Raw genomic sequence first — 21,473 nt, forward strand, 5'->3', positions numbered from 1 at the left:
TTTATGCAAAAAAACCGTGTATGTACCACCGCGAACCTTCAGCATCAAAATGCCCCGAACGGAACAGCCAGTAACGCCGGCCCTGCTCATCCTCTACAATATAGTAATCCCGGTGCGGGCGCGTAGTGCGCCACCATTCAGGCTCTATCCGTTCAGCATCATCTGCTTTTTTAATAATATGTTTTTCGCCTTTATAAACGAATAGCATAGGCGGGTTATCCGGCAATTTAAAAGTAACCGCAATAGGTTCCGGTTTTTTCAGGAGGAGGGAAGGCCTTGGCCTGCTGATGCTCCAGCCATTAACTGCGTTTTCTGTTAAGTTCAGTGTTTTTTTTGTAGTTCGCTCAGGCCAATAGCTTTCCTGCGGCAGGTAACGGTGAATGTTGTTTGCGCCTATTTTGTTGGCAAGTTTGTCAAGTAGTTCGGCAAGGCGGATGTTGTTTAGTCCGCAGCCGTCAGGAGCCCAAATTGCTTCCTGTTCAATGGAGATATCTTCAACTTTTGAGGCGCTAAGTGTAAACAGCTCTATGCCAAGTGCCGGTTCTATAGAGGCTATCTTTAATTCAAACAGCTTGAACAGGTGACTGGTGTTATAAGTTGGGCGATTGGTGCCTATTTCTGCACCAACAACTTTGCCATCTATACGGTAGCATTTCAGTACTGCTGTACGCAGACCTTTACCCTCGCTTTTTAAGCGCTTGCACAGGTTTTGCAGGAGTGCTGTTATAGCAACTTCAATACCGCCTGCTGTTCGTACAGGTTCAAGACTGGGCAGGTGTTCGTAATAGGCTTCCTGCGGCTGTAGGTACAGCAGGGGTTCGTCAATGGTGCCCATAGCCTGGTCTATACGCAAGAGGAACTGGTCTCCAAACCTTCTCCTGAGTGCCTGTCGCTTTAACCCCATAAACCGCCTGATGCTGTAAAAGCCGAGCTTGTGCAGCCGGTCCAGTATAATTGTATCCAGACGCAGCGCGGCAGGGGGGAGTTTCAACATAGCGTTGGTATGCATGCCGGGCTCAACAATAAACTGTTCTTTACCAAAGCGGGCCATAGCCCATGCAGCTCCAATGGTATCGGCAATGGCACCGCACACGGTATACCCTTTTGCTGCCAGCCGTGCGGTCACTTCTTTAAGGTACGCCTCTTCTCCGCCCCATAAATGTGTACAGCCGGAGATATCCATTATCAGTCCGTCCGGTTCATCAACAGCAATAAGCGGCGAATAACGGATGCACCATTCGCCAATGGAACGCAGCAGCATGGCTGCCCTGCCGGGAACATCATCAATAACTTTAAGGTTGGGTATAACTGCTTTAGCATCGGCTGCTGCCATGCCTGGGGTAATGCCCTGTTGCAGGGCCAACGCATTTACTGCTGTAATTACTATGCGGTTGTGCTGTGGTGCGGCTAAAACAAAGGGTACGTTCTTCAGGTCAGGCTGCCGGATGGCAAGTCTGTCCGTCAGTAAATGGCGGAACCAAAACGAAGCATACCTTTTGTGCATAACTAACCAACTTGCAGCGTTCGTATAATTGTTTGTTCTTGTTGTTCTTGTACCGGTACAAAGCCATCGCCCTTCCACTCCAGTTGCCAGCTACCCGGATGGCCATTGCGTACGCGCAGCAGCTCAACCTTCCAGCGGGGATGGCCCACACCGGGCAGGCCATCATCAAGCACACTTGGTAAAGGTGTAACCTGCCAGCGTGCAACGCAGGTTGTGGTGTTAAGCTTGCGCAGATCCGTACGGAGTAAAAAGCCGGTTACCTTGCTGCTTTCTACCGCCAGCTGCAGCCTGCGGGATAGCGCGAAACTGATCTCCCGCACTTCTGCAACAACTGCAGCCAACCCTTCGCACTTTAAGGCTTCTTCCATGGCCCACAATACATCACGCTCACTTTTAGCATCAATGAATATGAGCCGCTCCGGCGCTACGCCAAACATGCTCATGGCAGGGGGAAAGAGCTTCCTGTCGGTGCTTATCCAGAGGCAGGTGCCGGTTTGCTGCATTAAGGAACCTAACATTCCGGATAATAAGCCAGTGGTTGCGGCAGCTTGCTCGCGGGTTGCGCAAAGCATTTCGTGTATGGTGCCGGTTGGGAATACACCATTAGGAAAAGCTTCCTCCAGCGGACCCAGCCCAAGCTGCTGCTTTTTACCTGCAGACGGCGGAACAAAACCCTGCCACCGCAAAATTTTTTGCTGCAACTGATCTACAATAGCCAACCTGGATTTTACACTTTCCATAACATTGTTATCACAAACATAATGCTAAAAATATTAGTATTTATAATTTGTTGAAAAGTATTTGATAGGGGTGCAGGGGGCATAATAAAAAAAGGAGCTGTTAATTTAACAGCTCCTTTCACGATTATTACAACAGATGGTTTAGGTGTAAATACCTTAGTTATGCAGTGTATTTAGCCAGCCACTTTTCTTTTATGGCTGCACGGGCATCAATAAACTCCTGGTCGGTGCCTTGTGCTATGGCATCAAGCGGCATACGTAAAGGGCGGGTGCCTTTTTTCATTTCTACCAGTGAAAGTATACCGTCGGCAATGGTTTGCGGGTCCATGTTAAAGCTGGCCATTTTACCAAATAAGGCTGTACCAAGCGCGTTAAACCTTTCCTGGGCGGCATCGCCGTACTCGGCTGCTATTTCGGCTTTATCAGCATGAACGCCGGCTTTTGATCCGTTATTCATTTCGGTTGGGTAAACCCCAGGCTGTATGCTTACGTTCTCAATTCCAAAGTCGCTTAATTCGCCCTGTATACCTTCGGTAATGCTTTCCACACCAAATTTAGATGCCAGGTACGGCACCATAAAGGGCAGGGTATGCCCGCTGGCGCCTGAGGTAATGTTGATGATCAGCCCGTTCTTTGCTTTACGCATAGATGGCAGTACTGCCTGGTAGGTGCGCAGCACACCATAAAAGTTTACCTCAAACATCTCGCGTACTTTATCAACGGAGTATGCTTCTACCAAACCAAAGCCTGATAGCGCGGCATTGTTAACCAGTACATCTATATGGCCGTATTTAGCTAAAGTTTTCTCGAACGCGGCATTAACTGAGTCATCGCTGGTTACGTCTATTTCTACTACCTCTATGTTGGGCAACGCATTTAGCTCTGCAGCAACGACCTGGTTTTTACCGTTTATATTGCGCATCCCGGCTATTACAGAGTGGCCTGCCTGTGCAAGGGTTGTAGCGGTTAATTTTCCGAAACCGGTGCTTGTTCCTGTGATGAAAATTGTTTTTGACATGGTATTTAATTTTTAATGTTCTTTGTTGTTGTGAACATTACAAAGGTGCGCTACCACGCCAACTTGCACATTGATGTATGGTAAGAAAGGAATTGATATAGATCAACCAAAAAGCCGGGGAACTTTCCGCAGCTTACTTTTTAGCAGTAGCGCTGCGCACGCGGCTAAGAGTTTCGGGTGTCATGCCCAGGTAAGAGGCTATCATACTTTGCGGGATGCGGTTTGCAAACCCCGGATACTTAGCTACAAAATTGAGGTACTTTTCTTCGGCGGTATAGCTTAGGGCTGCCTGTATGCGGTTTTGAGCCGTTACAAAGCTGCGTTGAAGTATCGCGTTCACCATATTGTTAAAAGCCGGAATGTCTTTACACAACTGCTCAAAATTAGTGTGTATAAAAAGAATAACCACGCTATCTTCTACGGCATCAACATTAAACCTCGATGATTGTCCGCTCAACAGGCTTTCCCTGTCGCCTGTCCACCAGTTCTCAATTGCGAAATTAATAATGTGCTCGTTACCTTTCTCATCTACCGAGTAGGTGCGCAGGCAGCCCGATGCCACAAAGGCATCGTACTTCCAAATATCTCCTTCCTGCAGCAGGTACTGTTTTTTACGCAGCTTTTTAATAATGCTTACCGCCCGGATGCGTTCCAAATCTTCCTCGGTAAGAGAGATCTTGTCTAGCAGGTATGTTTTAAATACGTCAAACACTATTTCAGTTATATAAGCGCCAAATCTAAGTGAAATCTGCCTATTCTGCTGATAATTGGTTTATGCATATAATTTCGTACGAACAATTTAGTTATAGCTCATGTTAAGCAGTTTTATAACTTTGCGCTGCTTATTTTTTAGCAGAATTTCTTTTTAGATGGATCAGCCGGTACAACCTTTAAGCAACGATACCCTTTTACAGGTTTTAGCATTATCTAAAGATGCTACCGCGGTTTATGTTGGCGAAGATATATACATACGGTTTGCCAATGATGCCATGATAAGCTTTTGGGGCAGAGACCGTAGCGTAATAGGTAAAACGCTTGAAGAAGCGGTGCCTGAGCTGGAAGGCCAGCCCTTTATAGATCTGCTGAAGAACGTATGGCGCACAGGGCAAACCTACGTTGCAGAAAACACCCCGGCCAATTTGGTGGTAAACGGAGAGCTTCAAACATTTTACTTTGATTTTGAATACAGGGCCATACTTGACGAACAGGGTAAGACTTACTGCCTGCTGCATACGGCCCGTGATGTAACCAGCCAGTACTTCGGGCTTCTTCGGGAGCAAAATCTTTCTGCAGCGTTATCTGCATCCAATGCCGACCTGATGAACACCAACCAGGAGCTTGCGGCGCTTACCAGCGAGCTGATGCAGTCTAACGAGCTGCTGAGCACGGTGAACGATAACCTCACCACCAGCGAAAGGCAACTGCAATTTACCATTGATGCAGCCGAACTGGCCACCTGGGACCTGGATCCGAACACCTTTAGGTTTACCGGTAACGACAGGCTTAAAAGCTGGTTTGGCCTTGCTGCTGAAGACGAAATAGAGCTTGAACGCGCAACTAACCAAATACCCGTGGCCGACCGTAAAAAGGTTAATGCAGCTATAGCCGAAGCCTTGCGCTACGACTCTGGCGGCAACTACGATGTAGAATATGCCATTGTAAACCAGGTGGATGGAAAAATACGTTATGTACGCGCAAAAGGCAAGGCAGAGTTTAACGCAAGTAAACAACCTACACGCTTTAGCGGTATACTGCAGGATGTTACGGTGGAAAAACTTGAGGAACAGCGTAAAGACGACTTTATAAGCATTGCGAGCCACGAACTTAAAACACCCATAACTACCCTGAAAGCTTCGCTACAGCTGATGGACAAAATAAAAAACGTACCGGGACAGGTCATGACACCTAAACTTATCATGCAATCGCGCAAGAGTGTAGAGCGGGTAAGCATCCTGGTAGATGAGCTGCTTAATGTTGCCAAGCTACAACACGGTGAGCTTAACCTGAACAAAACGCGTTTTGTACTATCGCAGCTGTTAAACGCTGCCTGTAACCCCATAGCTATTATGGGTAAACATAAAATTAGCATAGGCGGCGAACTGGAGTTAGAGGTAAATGCAGACGAGCACCGGATTGACCAGGTGATTACCAACCTGCTAAATAACGCGGTAAAGTACGCGCCCGATTCAGAGGTGATAAGCCTTTCTATCGATTTGATAGATGGTATGGTAAAGGTATCTGTTACAGATACAGGCCCGGGTATACCTAAAGAGAAAATACCACATTTGTTTGACAGGTATTACCGCGTAGACTCGGCAGGGTATCAGGTATCGGGTTTGGGCCTTGGGCTGTACATCAGTTCTGAAATTGTAAAACGCCATGGCGGTACCATACATGCAGACAGCGAACTGGGTAAGGGTACTACTTTCTGGTTTACCTTACCTTTATAATAGCTAATACAAGTTACACTGTAAAGTACACTAGCTGCACAATCCCGGGTTGTAATTTGTTACATCAATAAAATAAAAAGCAGGCCTAAACGTATTAACTTTGTTGTGAGCCGGTCTGATATTGTTGAAGCTAAAACCGCTTCTGACAAATATATACTTCGTTAATAAACGCCGTTCTTCCCGGGTAGGCGGCGTTTATTACTTTACAACGCTGCATTCTGCTTCAAGAGCCGATCAATCAACAGCAACTACTTTTTAAAGTTGAAATTAAAGGCAGCTCTTACGCCAACAACCGGCACTCCATCATACTTATACTTTGCAAAGTTGCCGTGAACAGATAACTCGAGATTACTGTAACTCCTATTTAGTACACGGTAGCCTACACTGCTGGTAAACCCAAAGTTATTGTACAAATCGCTCCCAACCCAAAAGAACGGGCCGGCAGCAACAAAAAAGTTATTAGTGGGGTAATACTTTGCCGACAGCCGCGCTGTAGCGTAGTCCTTTACTTCCCTGGTTGCTATTGCAGGCTCTATGGCAAACTTAGGCGAGATACGCACATTCCCAATCAATCCAAAACCATAATGATGTTCCTTGTCCCATTTATGAAAGCTTTGGTTAAAGCCACCCGAAAGACCAATAGAACTGCGGGCCTGTCCATGTGCCAGGCTGATGCTCATGCAAAAAAATGTAGTTAATAGTAATGTAGTTAGTAACGAAAGTCTCATGAATATTGACCGATAAAATGTTTAGGTATTTATCGGTGGTATAGACGTAAGAAGCTTAAAGTTCGTTACATCCGGAAAAAAATACTGATAATGGCATGTCTTTTAGCCCGGAGCACGTTATAGTCCCGACTTTTTAGCAATTCCTATTACATCAACATCCGTCAGCTCAAGGTTTTTTACCATGTTTTGTACAGTAGCTTTATACTTTTTAAAGTGTGGCGTTTGTATATGTAACTGGTAAGCAGCAGTGTTGGCATAGATCTCCAGGATGGTGATGTGCGAAGGCTGTTTTTTATCGGCTACTGCATAATAGGTGAGCACGCCGGGTTCTAACATTACCGCAGTTGTCATTTGTTCTTTTAAGGCAGCATTGTAGGCCGTTAACTGTAATGGGTCCACCTCAATTTTGGCAACACGTACCATGCGTTCGTCAGTTTGTGCCCTGGCATCTTTAGAAGTAAGCATAGTTAGCATGGTTATGGTGAGTAGAAAGAACAAATGTTTCATATGTGTTAAATATAAGTATATAAAAGGAAGATGAATCTGCGTTAGTTGTAGACCTAACTTGCATTTTAATGGATATTGTTTGTTGATAAGCTATTAGAATCCTCAATAACCAGCACTTTGCCTCCTATTACCAGGTACAACATTAAAATGGGATTAAAATTTCATTATTTGACCATTATATTCCTAATTGATTAATTTATTTTAGACGATAATTGGTATATTTGAATACCAATAAAACCAAAGTTATCAGAAGATTAAATAAATCTTTTTGTAATGGTTAGTAATCCCCCTGTTAAGAAAAACCAAACAATTGGCACCTGCGTTTGCGGGCAAACTAATTGGGTACGCACACCGCGCCCCTGGTACCTAAAAACCTTATTTTTTTGGGTGCCTGTAAGAACATATAAGTGCTACATGTGCGACCGCAAAAAGTGGGCATTAAAAAAGTAGATAGCGCAAATTGTCTAACAGGTTTTCTGAAAGTCAAGATTTCGAAGTGCTTACTCTTAGCAGCTAAGAATAATTGCGGTGTCATTTTAGGCCATTAGTAGAAGGGTATGGATGGAGAGAAGTCCGCCCGGAATCAGTTCGCTATCACACACGTAAGTTCTGCCTTGCTGCGAAACAGCGTGGCCGCTGAAGATTGCCCATCGGATTTTCAAAAGGGCAGCTATGCGCATATGAAAAAATGCGGTTTTTGAAGGTTTTTGCTTATGTATTTGGATGTTGATGTTTGAATTGTGTAACTTTGGATATGGCACGTACAGAAACCATCGAAGAATTCTACCAGCATAAGTTCAATTGGATGCCCGCTAACCTGAGTCAGGACATTGGCCATTTCAATGTGTTTAAAACGGAGGACTGCTTTTTGCCGGATGCAAAGCCAGTGCAGTACAGTCGTCGGGACTTCTACAAAATTAGCCTGAGCAGGGGCGGGGGTATAGTGCATTATGCAGATAAGAGCATAGAGCTTACAGGCCCCACGCTCATTTTCTTTAACCCGGTGGTGCCCTACACATTTGAATATACCAGTGATATCCGGTCCGGGTACTTCTGCATCTTTAAGGAGTCTTTCTTTACGGAGATGCTTCGTAATAACATTAACGAGTTGCCTATGTTCATGCCTGGCGGTAACCCGGTGTATGCGCTTAATGATGAGCAACATAGCTATGCAACGCAGGTGTTTGAAAAGATGCAGGGTGAGATAGGGTCGGAGTATCGCTTTAAATATGACCTGCTGCGCAACTACGTTACCGAGCTGATCCACTACGCGCTTAAGATCCAGCCCACCGAAACTATATACCCGCACCCTGATGCCAACTCGCGTATAACCAGCATCTTCACCGAACTGCTGGAACGCCAGTTTCCAATTGAAACGCCATCTCAGCGTTTCAAACTGCGTTCGGCAAAGGATTTCGCCGAGCAGTTGTCGGTACACGTAAACCACTTAAACAGGGCCATTCGCCAAACCACCGGCAAAACCACAACAGACCACATAATGGAACGTCTCGCCAGCGAAGCAAAAGCCCTGCTGCGCCACACCAACTGGAACGTGTCGGAGATCAGCTACAGTTTAGGGTTTGAAGAGCCGGCGCATTTTAACAACTTTTTTAAGAAACAAACAAGTGTAACGCCCTCGGCATTTAGGGTTGTTTGAATTTTGTAACTTTTGGTTTGAATCCTGTAAACGGTCAGGTTTTTTGCGCCATAATTTTGTCTTATCAAAACAAGCAAGATTATGGAAAACAAAAAAATATGGTTTATCACAGGCGCTTCCAAAGGTTTTGGACTTAGCCTGGTAAAACAATTACTTAATGCAGGGCATAACGTAGCGGCAACGTCACGTAGCCTTGATGGACTTACAAAAGCTGTAAACTATACAGGCGACAACTTTTTACCATTAGAAGCAGAACTGGGCAACGAAGACAGCGTGGGCTGCGCCATCCACAAGGTTAAACAGGCTTTTGGCAGGATTGACGTTGTTATAAACAATGCCGGTTACGGGGTAGGCGGCAGTATTGAAGAACTTACCGACCGCGAAACCCGCGACAACTTTGAGGTGAATGTGTTTGGTACGCTTAACGTTATCAGGTGCGTAATGCCTTATATGCGCCATCAGCAATCTGGCCATATTATCAATATATCTTCCATAGCGGGCATTGCACCGGGTACAGGCTTTGCGGTTTATGCTGCTACCAAGTTCTCCGTTGTTGGCCTTACCGAAGTATTAGCCGAGGACGTTAAAGAGTTCGGTGTGAAGGTTACCGTTGTTGCACCAGGTGCTTTCCGCACCAGCTTTTTGGAAGCAGATTCTATCTCTTATCCACAAAACGAAATAGCTGATTACGTAGCTGTAAGAAACATCCAGACCCGGTTTACTCAAATGAACGGACAGCAAGCCGGCGACCCCGAGAAAGCCGCCGCCGCCATTATAGAAGTTGGGCTAATGGAAAACCCGCCACTATACCTTTTGCTTGGCGAAGATGCTTATACACGTGCTATGGCCAAGCTCGAAAAACTGCAAAAGGAATTTCAGTTGAACGAAGAGATAGCCAAATCAATGGCATTCAATGCTTAACCCACAACATCAACATATAAAAACAACAAAAAATGGAAAATCAAAAAACATGGTTTGTAACCGGTGCGTCTAAAGGTTTAGGCCTTAGCCTCGCAAAACAACTACTAAATAAAGGTTATAACGTTGCGGCAACATCACGCAACATAGCCGATCTTACTAAAGCAGTAGGCGAGCACGAAAATTTTCTGGCGCTAGCAGTTAACTTAAAATCGGAAGAAATCGTTGCTGACGCTATCAGCCAATCGTTAACCCGCTTTGGAAAGATTGATGTGGTGGTGAATAATGCCGGTTATGGCTTAACTGGCAGCCTGGAAGAACTTACCGACCAGGAAGCACGCGATAACTTTGATATTAATGTATTCGGTTCATTAAACGTTATACGCCAGGTTATGCCTCACCTGCGTGCGCAGAGTTCAGGCCATATCTTTAATCTCTCATCAATAGGAGGATTTACCGGCAATTTCCCCGGCTTTGGTATTTACTGTGCAACCAAGTTTGCAGTAGAAGGATTTACCGAATCACTTGCTGCCGAAGCCAAAGCGTTTGGAATAAAGGCGACCATCGTATCCCCGGGATACTTCCGCACCAATTTTCTCACCCCTGATTCGTTAAGTACGCCTCAAAACGAGATTGCTGAGTACAAGGAAGTACGTGCTGTGCAAAGCGCCCATCAAAATGAGATTAACGGTCAGCAGGCGGGAGATCCTGAAAAAGGAGTAGCCGTTATGATAGAAGTAGCAGAAGCGGACGAGGCTCCTTTGCACTTGTTCTTAGGCCCTGATGCCTACCAACTTGCCGACCAGAAAATAGAAGCTGTAAAAGCGGATATGGAGGCCTGGCGCAAACAGGCAACAGCTACCAATTTTGTGGTAGAAGGTTAATCCGGCCATTGCTTGTGCTGAGAAAAGCGGATGAGGGATCATCCGCTTTTTTAATTAATTATGTGTTTATTTATCTTACCACACAAATTACTACGATGCTTGCAAACACGCTAAAAGAACTTTTTAATAGAGAGCTAGTTAAATTAAAGCAGGAGCTGGAACTATATCACGACGAGGAAAATATCTGGCGCGTGGATAAAGATATCTTGAATTCCGCAGGAAACCTTTGCCTGCACCTGATAGGTAATCTTAATACCTATTTAGGTGCCGAACTGGGTAGTACAGATTATATAAGGAATAGACCTGAGGAGTTTTCGTTAAAAAATATCCCGAGAAGTGAATTGATCCACAAGATAGAGCAGACTATCGAAGTTGTTAATACCGTATTGGAGTTTCTCACCGAAGATCAATTAAGAAAAGACTACCCGCAGATTGTCTTCGAAAGAACGCTCACAACTGAATTTTTCCTCGTTCATCTTGCCATGCATCTAAGTTATCACCTAGGTCAAGTAAATTATCACAGGAGATTGTTGGATTGCTGATTTTATACAGAAAGTACTGCCTTGGCAGGTTTAGGACGTGGCCTCGTAATTGACTTTTTTCTATCCCTTTTCTTAATTCTGTTCAGCCACATCATAACACCTGTTACAGGGAAAATAAGTGATAGCAGGCAAACGATAAAGCTGATTATCTTGGTTGGTAAACCATATACCGACCCGGTATGTACTGATTTAACAAAAGAACGCACGCGTTGGCCTGTACTCTTATCGGCAAACTTTTCTGTACTAACAATTCTGCCGTTATACTGATCTATAAAGTAGGTGTCTGATGTATTTTCAAATGCACCTTTCGGCAACACGCTTATACTATAGGTGCCAACAGAGTCTTTGGGTGTTCTTATTGTAAAGTATTCCGCGTTCTTTACCTGCAGATTTAGGCCCTCCAATGCTTCATCAGGCGAAAGTTTCTTTAAACCGGTCGAGTATGCGGAGGCTGGCTGTTTGGCATCTTTTTCCTTTTGTTTAGAACCTGTTAAAGCAAACAGCGCTTTGTTTGCCCATGTAAATGACATGACTATCCCTGTTAACACAATCACGATTAGGAATACTGATGTGTAAAAGCCGGTAACTAAATGGAGATCATGCACAAGTCGCTTGGTGTTCCCGTCCCATTTTACTTTAATGCGCTTGATGAATACTGCTTTTGTTTTTGGCCACCATAAAACAACACCGGTGATCAGGATAAACAAGAACAGCAAGGTAGATATGCCTACAATCATGTCGCCGGCGCTGTCTTTACCTGCCAGCAAAAAGCGGTGGAACATTTCAACAGAAAACAGGAAGGACCCCTTTTTGCTGAATTGCTCTATTACCTTTCCGGTATATGGGTTTACGTATAAAGTGGTGTTTGGCTTTTTGTTCTCGCCGCCTTTTTTTACATCCCTTCCTTTATTGTCACTTGCTTTGTGGCTTCTTTCTTCAGTTAATTTTTTGTTAATCCCCTTTTCAGGCATCATTACACCTATTTCAACGGTTCTTAAAGGATCATTAAACACCATTACCGATGCCAGTTTTGCTTTCGGTACCTGCTTAAGTGCTGCTTTAATAAGCTGTGATAACGCCATGCGATTACCGGCGGATTCTACAAAGTATCGTTGCGGATGAAGCGTGTGGTTTATTTCTTTCTCAAAAACCAGAATGGTGCCGGTTAAGCATGAGCAAAAAATAACAATGCCGACTGCCAGGCTTAGGTAAAGGTGTATGTTGCGAAAGAAAACCTTCATAACGGATTCAAAAAGTAGGGCATGCAGTGCATGCCCTGTTTGTTTTAAAATTTATAAGTAAGGGTAGTTAAAAATTGACGAGGCGCAATGGGGTTTACGCTGTAGTTCTCATGAACGTTCCAGTTAAGCACATCGCCTATGTTGGATATTTTACCAATGATAGACAGCTTTTTGTAGGTGTAACCTAATGATGCGTCAACAGTGGTAAAGTGGGGTACATGCACTAATCTTGACGCAGCCTGTGGCTGGCCAACGGGCGGTACAACATTTGCAAAGCCAGCTTCGCGGTTGCCCAGGTAGTACACGCTTGCACCTACTTTAAAGCCCCGCAAGCTGCCATCCAGGAAGTTGTAGAATATACTTGCATTGGCGGTATGCTTAGGTACGTTTAATAACGGTTGTCCGGCTATATTGCTGCCCGGAACTGTAGATGTTTTAGTGTAGCGTGCATTGGTGTAGCTATAACCAGCCAATACATCCAATCCTTTTACAGGGTGGCCAGCTATGTCAAGTTCTACACCATCACTTTTGGTTTGTCCGCTTAGCACCTTAATATTAGTGTTGGTATTTGGAGTAATACCATCTGCCTGAAAGGGTGCGGTTTGTGCCAGGTTACTATTTTGAATACGATAGGCAGTTACATTCACTGATAAATTACCATTTAGGAAGTCGTTCTTAATACCAAGTTCGTATTGATCTATGATAGACGGATCAATTGGATTGTTATTGATATCTGTACCCGTATTTGTTACAAATGAGTTTGAATAGCTGGCGAACAGTGCTGTATTGGCCAATGGCTTGTATACTACGCCTATACGCGGAGAAAAAGCTTTATCAGTTTTACTTTTGGCAGATGCCACGGCACCATAAGAAGAGAACGCGTTTACTTTAGTAGGAGCAATGTACTGGTATGACCAGCGAACACCGGCCAGCACCTTCAACTTATCAGATATGCTGATCAGGTCATTCACATAAGCACCAAAGCGGTTAGTAACGGTCTCTACATCATAAAAAGGGTTCATGTTGGGCATGTCTGTACGTGCCGTATACTTGTTCAGATCGAAGATATTGATCTTGTCGTAGGTGGAGCTTTTTGTTGTGCCATCATTATCAAGGTAGCTGGATACGCCGCCTGATGAAACTACTGTTTTCTTTGTAGGATCGATATTGGCTACAAAGGTGTAGTTGTCGTTTTTATATCTGTCTGCGTCTATACCTGCTAGAATGTTGTGCTTAATAACACCGGTGTTAAACTGACCGGTTATGTTAAGCTGGCCGGTAATATAATCCTCCAACGTTTTAGCACGGTTTAAAGGGCGTGACCAGTCACCGGCAGCATCGGGCTGCACTCGTTCTGTTGTTTGGTAGCGCCTGTCATAGTACTGGTAAGACACACCGCCGCTTACCTGCCAAAGGCTGTTTATCTGGTGGTTTAAAGTTGCGGTTACTGTAGATTGCCTGGTTTTACCTGTAGACCATAGTGGGCTCAAATACCTGTTGCGGGGTACATCGGCAATAACGTTGTTTACCTGGCCGGTACCAAAGTCAGGGGTGAAATCATAATTAAGGTAATCTGCCTCGAGTACAATGTTGGTTTTGTCGCTTATCTTGTATAATAATGAAGGATTTACGTAAAAACGTTCGTTTTTTACCACATCGCGGTAGCTTTTGGAGTTCTCGTAAGTGCCGTCTACACGGAAAGCCAATTTGGAAGATATAGGGCCGTAAACATCAAATGCAGGTTTGTACAGATCATAGCTGCCGTAGGTCATGGATACCTGGCCGCCCTGCTCAAACTTTGGTTTTTTGGTAATCATGTTCAGCACGCCGCCTGGAGCAACGTTGCCATATAGTAGCGCAGCGCTGCCTTTAAGTACCTCAACACGTTCCAGTGAGCTGATCTCGGGCATTGCGCCTGAGTTCACCCTAAATCCATTTTTAAACATGTTGGTGCTGGAGAAGTTGTAGCCGCGTGCAGCAAAGGTTTCCTGCGTATTGCCGCGAGCGCTGTATAAGTATACACCATTCACATTTTTTGTAACATCGCTGAGGCGTAGTGATTGCTGCTGATCAAGCACATCACGACCAATTACAGAGATGCTTTGCGGAAGATCAATTGGCGCAACGTTCATCTTGCCGATAGAAATCTTTTTACGATTGATGGTTTTTGTAGAAGATATGCTTACTTCATTAAGCTTGTTGGCACTTTCCACAAGGGTAAAGTCGATGGTTGTTGTCTTATCTGCTGCAACAGTAACAGTTTTTTCCTCGCTCTGGGCGCCGGTGAAAGATACTTTAACTACGTAACTGCCAGGTTTGATGTTCTTGAAAATGAAAGAACCGTCATCAACCGTCATGGTGGTTTTATTCACACCTTTAAGGGTTACGGTTACAAACGCAGCAGGTTTTCCGTCACTGGTAAAAACCTTACCGTTTATTCTGCCATTGTTGCTGTCATCAGTGTCAATAGCTTTTACGCTAAGTGCTGTAAACAGAACAATGCACAAGGCAGACAAGAATTTTAAAAGAGGTGAGTAGGGGTTAGATGTCATAAGTAGTATTTAGATTGATTCTAATTTAGGGCAAAAATAACAACGGGTTTTAAAATTGCAATGTTTATTTAGATTTATTTTAAATAAGAATAACAGATCAGTATAGCGTCATAGTTCACCATTGTGGCATTTACTTCCATAAAAGCCTTACCTTTATTTAATTTTAGAATTGCCTTGAATAAATTACCCTACCCGATACCTGAGGACGAAGATGCGCGCTTGGATGCGCTGGATAGCTACGACGTACTCGACACCATGCCTGAGAATGATTTTGATGAGCTTACGCATCTCGCCTCAGAAATTTGCCAAACTCCTATAGCACTTATCAGCCTGATTGACGATAAACGCCAATGGTTTAAATCGATGATAGGGCTTACCGCACGTGAAACACCAAGGGAATACGCCTTTTGTTCGCACACTATTGCGGGTGCAAGCGAGATAATGGTTGTGCCTGACGCACGCGAGGATGAGCGATTTTCATCTAATCCGTTGGTTACCGGTGATCCGAGCATCGTATTTTATGCAGGTGTGCCGCTGGTGAATGAGGATGGTTATGCTCTTGGATCGTTGTGTGTTATAGATAAACAACGAAAGGACTTAACCCCAAGGCAGATAAAGTCGTTGAAAATACTGGCCAAGCAGGTAATAACCCAGATGGAGTTGAGGCGTAAGCTGGCACGCCTGGAGCGCGCCAATCAAACACTTGTAGAGAGTAATTCTTTTATACAAAAGTTTGCAAGCTCGGCAGCTCACGATCTTAAAAATCCGTTAAGCAGCATCCTGCTCACGTCGCAGGCATTGCAAATGCGTTTAAGTAAGAGCAGCGACGATAAAAGCAAAAACCTTACTGAGCTTAATATATCTTCTACTAAAAGATTACTGACATTGGTAGATGAAATCCTGACCTATTCTTCGTCTCCATCTACCTTGCTCACTAACCGTGTTGTAGTAGAACTTAATCCGTTGTTGAAAACGGTGATAGCTATGGTAGAGATTCCTTATGGAATGAAGATTAACCTGCCTACTAATGACCACGTATTAACCTGTTCGGCAATAGCACTGGAGCAAATATTTATGAACCTTATCAGCAATGCCATCAGGTACAATGATAAGGAAGAAGGATTAATTAATATCCAGTTTAGGGAAGATGGCGACTACTATCAGTTTAAAGTAATTGACAACGGTATGGGTATAGCAGAAAAGAACCTGGAGCGCATCTTTCACAAGGAAGTTACGCTAAACGTTATCGACCGCTTTAATAAGCGTGGGACCGGCATTGGCCTGTACAATGTAAAAGCGCTTATAGAAAAGATGAAGGGCACCATTCGAGTAGAGTCAAGAATTGGCTCGGGTACTACTTTTGAGTTTACCGTTAAAAAGAATGTGGAACTTGATGAAGAAGGAGATTATTAGATCTCCTTTAAAATAACATCCATTGCTTTGTTGAAATCCTTCGGCGCTTCTACCATCGGGAAATGCCCGGCGCCATGTATGTTCATTAATTTGTAAGGTATCTTTTTAGCTATTATAGTAGTGGTATCTGTAGGTTGGTAATCGCTGTTGATGAGGTACAGCTTTTTGTTGTACTTCCGCAGATTTTCAATCTCATGGTTTTCGCCGTTCCCTTCGGCCATGGCTTTCGTTGCAATAACAGAATCGGTGTGCGCTACATCGTACAAAATACGGTCCTTTATAGCTTTACTTGTTGTTTTAGAGAACAGATAATTGTTAAAGTACATAGTAGCAAATGATGTGTAGTGTTTGCTCATTTCTGCAACGGCATCGGCAACTTCTTTCCTGTCTTTTTCAGTTGGTACCCACCCAATACCTTTAAAGTTATCTATTCCTATTATGGCAATTACTTTGTCCGGCTGGTTAAGCGCGGCTTGTAAAACAATGTCTCCTGCCATGGAGTGGCCCGCCAGCACTACGTTCTTTAGCTTAAGCTGATCTATCAGCGCATTAACATCGGTAGCGTAGGTTTTGGTGTCCCATTTATCCCTGTTTTTGCCCGATTTGCCAAAGCCTGGCATATCCATGGTAACAACCCGGTAGCGCCCGGCAAAGTGCTTTACCTGGTCAGTAAAGTAGCCCTTGTTTATTGCCCAGCCATGTACAAATAGCAGCGTGGTATCGCCGGTGCCTGTGTCGGTATAAGCAATTTCAACGTTGTTATTTTTTACATCAACCTTAGCAGTATTGGTACTCTGGTGTGTTGATTTTGGCTGATTGCATGCCGCAGTAATGGCGACAGCTACTATAATAGGCAGGGTGTGGAATTTCTTCATAACGATGGGTTTGGCTGTGCAATTAACAACTTTTATGAACTATTGGCAAGACGATTAAATTGTATTAACATAATTTAACAAGAGGTATGTAGGTCTTGATTTCTGAAATCAAATTAAAAAAATCGAGTTTTGGACAATTCTGGTCAGAACACTTTTTTTGTAAATGCCGTTATAACTGCCATGGAACAACTGAGCTTTTTTGATGGTGGCGGACAAAGCCCCAAGCTGCCAACTGACCTGATGGAGTATCGGCCGGGTTTCTTCAGTAGGGAAGAAAGCAGCGGGTTTATAACTGCGTTCCACAGCAACATCAATTGGAAGCAGGAAACCATCCAGATGTACGGCAAGTTATTGAACACGCCGCGGCTTACCGCATGGTATGGCGACAATAACAAAACTTACGCGTTCTCGGGCAAACGTTTTGACCCACACCCATGGACACCGGAACTGCTGCTGATAAAGGAGCGAGTAGATGCGGCTTGTGGAATTACCTTCAACAGCGTTTTACTAAACCTCTACCGCAACGGAAACGACTCGGTTGCCTGGCATGCCGATGATGAACCTGAACTGGGTATAAACCCGGTTATCGCTTCTGTAAGCTTTGGCCAAATACGCACGTTTGAGGTGCGGCACAAGCTCAATCATAAAGAAAAGTACTCTGTAGACCTGGAGAATGGCTCGCTGCTAATCATGAAAGGCGACCTGCAGCACAATTGGCAGCACCAGGTCCCCAAATCAACCAAGGCCTTACAGGAGCGAATAAACCTTACGTTTAGAGTTATAGGTTAGAGAGTAAGTACTATTCTAAGTTCAGTTTTTGAAAAACCTTGTCGCGGTATGAGCTGCCTATTGGTAAATCGTGCCCATTCACGCGCAAGTAATTACCTTCGGCAAATTCTATGTATGCCGCATTTACCATTACGCTGCGGTGTATACGGATGAATTTTGTGCCAGGCAGCAGTTGCTCAAGCTTACCAAAAGTCATATAGGTAATGTGGGTTTGAGTTTTAGTTTTAGTATGCACCTTTAGGTAATCACCATATCCTTCTACATAAACAATATCTGTGTGATCTACTTTAACCAGGCGGCGGTCTACCTTCAAAAAAATAAAAGGGTTTTCCTCACTAGCGGTAACAGAGGATGCGCTGCTATCATATTTTATGGCCCAAACTTTTTGTACCGCTTTCATAAAACGTTCAAAGGTGATGGGTTTCAGCAGGTAATCTGTTGCTTCTAACTCGAATGCTTCAACAGCATAGTCGGTATAAGCGGTGGTGAAGATTACCCGCGGAGCATTTTTTAACGACCGTAAAAAGCTCACGCCGGTTATCCCGGGCATTTGTATATCCAGGAACATGAGGTCTACTTTTTGTTGATGCAATACCGCGAATGCCTCCACCGCGCTTTGGCAAACGGCAATGCAGTTTAAGCCAGGTGTTTGGTTTATGTAGCCTTCCAGCAACTGCCTGGCCAGGGGCTCGTCATCAACAACAATACAGTTGGTCATGAATTATTTTAGTTGAATGGTTAAAGTTACGGTAAAAACATTATCCGCATTGTGTACCACAAGTTGGTGTCTGCCCGGATAAAGCAGCTCCAGCCGCTTGCTAACATTCTTTAAGCCTATGCCACCTTCAGGCACGGAGCTCAAGGTGTTTTCCGGCGCAGGGTTGCTGGTCTGAAAAGTTAATTCATCATCATCAACCACCAACGCCAGTTTCACCCATTTACTTGTGAGATTTTTTTGCAGTGAATGCTTAAAAGCGTTCTCAATAAGTGGTAAAAACAGCAGTGGCTCTATCTCGGTAGCGCCGGTATTGCCCTGTACCAAAAACTCAATGGCTTCGGGGGTATCATGACGCACATTCTCCAGCTGAATATAGCTTTGTATAAAACCGATCTCCTGCTGCAGATGTACTTTCTCCTGCTGGCTGTTATAAAGTACATAACGCATGATACCGCTCAGATCGGCGATGATGCCGGGCGTTTTAGGTGAGTTCTGCACGCTAAGTGCGTATAGGTTGTTTAATGTGTTGAAAAAGAAATGCGGCTGCACCTGCGATTTAAGGTGGTCCAGCTCCAGTCTTAACTTGTCTGTTTGGGCCTCATATAAGCTATGCTGCTGTTTGAATAACATCCTTATTACATAAATGGAGGTTGCAGCTGCAAGCACCAGGCAGGTATAGCCAAACGTTTGATAGGCAAAGATGCTGGAGAAGTCTTCCGGACGGCCCATACGTACGTTGTTCTTATATCCCTCAGGTATAAAAGGCAGCCTGAGAAGGATTACGGCGGAAAGGCGGGCAATTAGTTCATATACCACAATGTAAACCGGGAACAATACTACAAACAACACATAACGGCGTTTGCCAATGGTTTGCGGCAGGTACACGCGGTAGAACAGTATAACAGCTGCAAGGCTAAAAATATTGAGCATCACCAGGCTCCAGGTGTAAGATGCCCGGGTGAATATTTGGCTGCCAACAGCAAACGGACTAAGCACTCCAAGGAAGAATAGGTAACATGCCTCGGCAACCAGGCTTTTTCGTTTATAGTTGAGCGATGAAAAAGAAAAGCGCATAGCCAAATGTAAGGTTTGCAGATTTTGAAGGTAGTTGTTTTTAGACGAACAACCGTTTTTGCACGGTGAATTTCAATATCCTTGGTTCGGCAGTCCATAAGGCATGTTCATCTAATTAATACCGGCGGAGTAGGGGAGATGACGGAAGTTTGCTGCATGAAAATGCGCACCGTTACTACTATCATCTTAATGAGTCTTATTGCTTTGAATGCAGTGGCTCAAACCAGGGAACAAACCAGCAGGTTGGCTATCTTCGCCCGTGTTTGGGGATTTTTGAAATATTATCACCCGGAAGCAGCCAAAGGACACCCCGACTGGGACGTGGAACTCACAAAACGCTATTTAACTATAAAGAAACTTAAGTCTGATGAAGAGTTTAACAAATTATTAATCAGATGGTACAAAGGTTTACCTAAAGCAAATGTTAGTACAAGTGAGACTCAGCCTAAGGGTGATTCCATCATTAGGGTGTTTACCGAACGTGACATCAACAAGCTTACTATTGCCAAGAGTTTGAAGGAAGAACTGGTGAATTTGTACCGTTACCACCTGCCTGATTCCAGCAAATACATCAACAATAAAGAGGGGGGCTATACCTACGATCATATCTTCCATAATGAGGACATGATAGAGAAACCCGACTACCCGGATGAGGCCCACCGCTTTTTGGCGTTAGCACGTTTTTGGAATATTGTAAATTATTTTTATCCGCATAAAGCAGTTAATACCCCGGATTGGGATAAGGTGCTGGCTGAATTTGTACCGCAGTTCGTGAATGCTGCCGATGTTGACCAATACCGGGAAGCATTCCTGAAACTTACCTGCCGCATCCGTGACAGCCACAGCTGGTTTTTAAATAAAGAATGGAACGCCAAACATGGCGACTTCTTGAACATGCCCTTTGATACCTACTATGCTGGCGGGAAATATATCATTGGCTACAGCAGGTACGATTCGTTGATGAAGGCTAACAATTTTGAAATAGGCGATGAGATTGTTGCCATAAATGGTACACCAGTGGCAGAGCGCGAGCGGCAAATAAAACCTTACACCACGGGAACTAACAATGCTGTTTTTCATCGAGACCTTGGCCGTAACCTGTTCCGGTTCGATTCAACTAAGATAGTAAATGTTACTTTAAGCAGGAATGGGCAAGTGATTGAAAGTAAGGCCAAAATGTACAGCTATGGAGAATTGTACCAATACCGTTTACGCCATCGCGCGAAGTTGTGGGAGGATATGGGGAATGGTATATTTTACGTGCGGATATGTGAGATAGCCGATACAAAGAACCTTAAAAACATGTACGAAGCCATAAAAGATGCTAGAGGAGTAATTTGGGAAATGCGCGACTATCCGTCATTCAAGATCGTACAAGCTATGTTCCCGGGCATTATGGCGAACAGGGGCAGGGCAGAAATCGACTACGAGGGTGTACTGGAGTATCCGGGGGTATTTAAAGCCAATATGCAGCAACTGCCTGCTGAGCCCGATACGCTAAACCTGCCTTTATACAAAGGCAGGCTGGTGGTGCTGGTGAACGAGCATACCCAAAGCCTGGCAGAAAGTGTCGCGCTGGAACTGCGCACGCGGCCTAATACGATTATCATGGGTAGGCAAACCGCAGGTACAACTGGTAACATGATCAGGATAGATATACCCGGAGGTATACAAGGCTCGTACACAGCAGTTAAAGTGATTGGACTTAATGGAAGCTTTGAGGAAGGAAAAGGTGTAAAGCTGGACAAGGAAGTAAAACTTACGCCGGCGAAGATCCGTTCAGCTAAGGACTACTTGCTGCAGCAGGCTTATAAAGAAGCGCTCAAGAATTAATGTTTTCAGACTATTAATATTACTTTTGTG

At 44.4% G+C, this 21,473-nt stretch carries 19 protein-coding genes; 8 read left to right on the plus strand and 11 right to left on the minus strand.

The window, feature by feature from the left end; translation table 11 throughout:
* Position 1: 1 nt before the first annotated feature.
* The 4 genes from AC59GT_RS18610 to AC59GT_RS18625 all read right to left on the minus strand — a co-directional run bounded on the left by AC59GT_RS18610 (position 2) and on the right by AC59GT_RS18625 (position 3,974).
* Positions 2 to 1,504 (minus strand): Y-family DNA polymerase, encoded by a 1,503-nt coding sequence (locus tag AC59GT_RS18610; protein ID WP_497239049.1) that lies wholly within the window; start codon positions 1,502 to 1,504, stop codon positions 2 to 4.
* Positions 1,505 to 1,506: 2 nt separating this feature from the next.
* Positions 1,507 to 2,244 carry an ImuA family protein gene (locus tag AC59GT_RS18615; RefSeq protein WP_497239050.1) on the minus strand — a complete coding sequence of 246 codons (738 nt, stop codon included), beginning with the start codon at positions 2,242 to 2,244 and terminating at the stop codon, positions 1,507 to 1,509.
* 160 nt (positions 2,245 to 2,404) lie between these two features.
* A complete protein-coding gene (locus AC59GT_RS18620; protein WP_497239051.1) occupies positions 2,405 to 3,262 on the minus strand; it encodes an SDR family oxidoreductase in 858 nt (285 codons plus the stop codon).
* Positions 3,263 to 3,395: 133 nt separating this feature from the next.
* Positions 3,396 to 3,974, minus strand: a complete 579-nt coding sequence (locus AC59GT_RS18625; RefSeq protein ID WP_497239052.1) for a Crp/Fnr family transcriptional regulator — start codon at positions 3,972 to 3,974, stop codon at positions 3,396 to 3,398.
* A gap of 157 nt (positions 3,975 to 4,131) precedes the next feature.
* Between AC59GT_RS18625 and AC59GT_RS18630 the strand changes: the two genes are divergently transcribed.
* On the plus strand, positions 4,132 to 5,712 hold the full coding sequence (locus tag AC59GT_RS18630; protein ID WP_497239053.1) for an ATP-binding protein: 1,581 nt from the start codon (positions 4,132 to 4,134) through the stop codon (positions 5,710 to 5,712).
* Positions 5,713 to 5,960: 248 nt separating this feature from the next.
* On the opposite strand, the gene AC59GT_RS18635 is transcribed toward AC59GT_RS18630, so the two are convergent.
* Both AC59GT_RS18635 and AC59GT_RS18640 read right to left on the minus strand, forming a co-directional pair.
* Entirely contained in the window at positions 5,961 to 6,392 is a 432-nt protein-coding gene (locus AC59GT_RS18635; RefSeq protein WP_497239054.1) for a hypothetical protein, read from the minus strand.
* A 165-nt stretch (positions 6,393 to 6,557) separates the two neighbouring features.
* Entirely contained in the window at positions 6,558 to 6,947 is a 390-nt protein-coding gene (locus tag AC59GT_RS18640) for a putative quinol monooxygenase (RefSeq protein WP_497239055.1), read from the minus strand.
* A gap of 754 nt (positions 6,948 to 7,701) precedes the next feature.
* Between AC59GT_RS18640 and AC59GT_RS18645 the strand changes: the two genes are divergently transcribed.
* The 4 genes from AC59GT_RS18645 to AC59GT_RS18660 all read left to right on the plus strand — a co-directional run bounded on the left by AC59GT_RS18645 (position 7,702) and on the right by AC59GT_RS18660 (position 10,948).
* Positions 7,702 to 8,604 (plus strand): helix-turn-helix domain-containing protein, encoded by a 903-nt coding sequence (locus AC59GT_RS18645; RefSeq protein ID WP_497239056.1) that lies wholly within the window; start codon positions 7,702 to 7,704, stop codon positions 8,602 to 8,604.
* Positions 8,605 to 8,685: 81 nt separating this feature from the next.
* Positions 8,686 to 9,525 (plus strand): SDR family NAD(P)-dependent oxidoreductase, encoded by an 840-nt coding sequence (locus AC59GT_RS18650; protein ID WP_497239057.1) that lies wholly within the window; start codon positions 8,686 to 8,688, stop codon positions 9,523 to 9,525.
* Between the two features lie 32 nt (positions 9,526 to 9,557).
* Positions 9,558 to 10,406: an SDR family NAD(P)-dependent oxidoreductase gene (locus AC59GT_RS18655; protein ID WP_497239058.1), complete on the plus strand. Its 849-nt coding sequence runs from the start codon at positions 9,558 to 9,560 to the stop codon at positions 10,404 to 10,406.
* Between the two features lie 95 nt (positions 10,407 to 10,501).
* The gene (locus tag AC59GT_RS18660) at positions 10,502 to 10,948 is read left to right on the plus strand and encodes a DUF1572 family protein (RefSeq protein ID WP_497239059.1); all 447 of its coding nucleotides are present in this window, start codon (positions 10,502 to 10,504) and stop codon (positions 10,946 to 10,948) included.
* A gap of 2 nt (positions 10,949 to 10,950) precedes the next feature.
* Here AC59GT_RS18660 and AC59GT_RS18665 read toward each other — a convergent pair whose 3' ends face one another.
* Both AC59GT_RS18665 and AC59GT_RS18670 read right to left on the minus strand, forming a co-directional pair.
* Entirely contained in the window at positions 10,951 to 12,189 is a 1,239-nt protein-coding gene (locus AC59GT_RS18665) for a PepSY-associated TM helix domain-containing protein (protein ID WP_497239060.1), read from the minus strand.
* A gap of 44 nt (positions 12,190 to 12,233) precedes the next feature.
* On the minus strand, positions 12,234 to 14,741 hold the full coding sequence (locus tag AC59GT_RS18670) for a TonB-dependent siderophore receptor (RefSeq protein ID WP_497239061.1): 2,508 nt from the start codon (positions 14,739 to 14,741) through the stop codon (positions 12,234 to 12,236).
* 174 nt (positions 14,742 to 14,915) lie between these two features.
* On the opposite strand from AC59GT_RS18670, the gene AC59GT_RS18675 reads away from it, so the two are divergent.
* The gene (locus tag AC59GT_RS18675; RefSeq protein ID WP_497239062.1) at positions 14,916 to 16,154 is read left to right on the plus strand and encodes a sensor histidine kinase; all 1,239 of its coding nucleotides are present in this window, start codon (positions 14,916 to 14,918) and stop codon (positions 16,152 to 16,154) included.
* Here AC59GT_RS18675 and AC59GT_RS18680 read toward each other — a convergent pair.
* Positions 16,151 to 17,029 carry an alpha/beta fold hydrolase gene (locus AC59GT_RS18680; RefSeq protein WP_497239063.1) on the minus strand — a complete coding sequence of 293 codons (879 nt, stop codon included), beginning with the start codon at positions 17,027 to 17,029 and terminating at the stop codon, positions 16,151 to 16,153. The genes AC59GT_RS18675 and AC59GT_RS18680 overlap by 4 nt on opposite strands.
* Positions 17,030 to 17,209: 180 nt before the next feature.
* Here AC59GT_RS18680 and AC59GT_RS18685 point away from each other — a divergent pair, with 180 nt between their 5' ends.
* Entirely contained in the window at positions 17,210 to 17,818 is a 609-nt protein-coding gene (locus tag AC59GT_RS18685) for an alpha-ketoglutarate-dependent dioxygenase AlkB family protein (RefSeq protein ID WP_497239064.1), read from the plus strand.
* A 10-nt stretch (positions 17,819 to 17,828) separates the two neighbouring features.
* On the opposite strand, the gene AC59GT_RS18690 is transcribed toward AC59GT_RS18685, so the two are convergent.
* Complete coding sequence (locus tag AC59GT_RS18690; RefSeq protein ID WP_497239065.1) at positions 17,829 to 18,536, minus strand: LytR/AlgR family response regulator transcription factor; 708 nt, start codon at positions 18,534 to 18,536, stop codon at positions 17,829 to 17,831.
* Between the two features lie 3 nt (positions 18,537 to 18,539).
* Positions 18,540 to 19,610: a sensor histidine kinase gene (locus tag AC59GT_RS18695; protein WP_497239066.1), complete on the minus strand. Its 1,071-nt coding sequence runs from the start codon at positions 19,608 to 19,610 to the stop codon at positions 18,540 to 18,542.
* A gap of 138 nt (positions 19,611 to 19,748) precedes the next feature.
* Here AC59GT_RS18695 and AC59GT_RS18700 point away from each other — a divergent pair, with 138 nt between their 5' ends.
* Complete coding sequence (locus AC59GT_RS18700; protein WP_497239067.1) at positions 19,749 to 21,443, plus strand: S41 family peptidase; 1,695 nt, start codon at positions 19,749 to 19,751, stop codon at positions 21,441 to 21,443.
* Positions 21,444 to 21,473: the final 30 nt, after the last annotated feature.

This window comes from Mucilaginibacter sp. 320_HR (assembly GCF_059691875.1).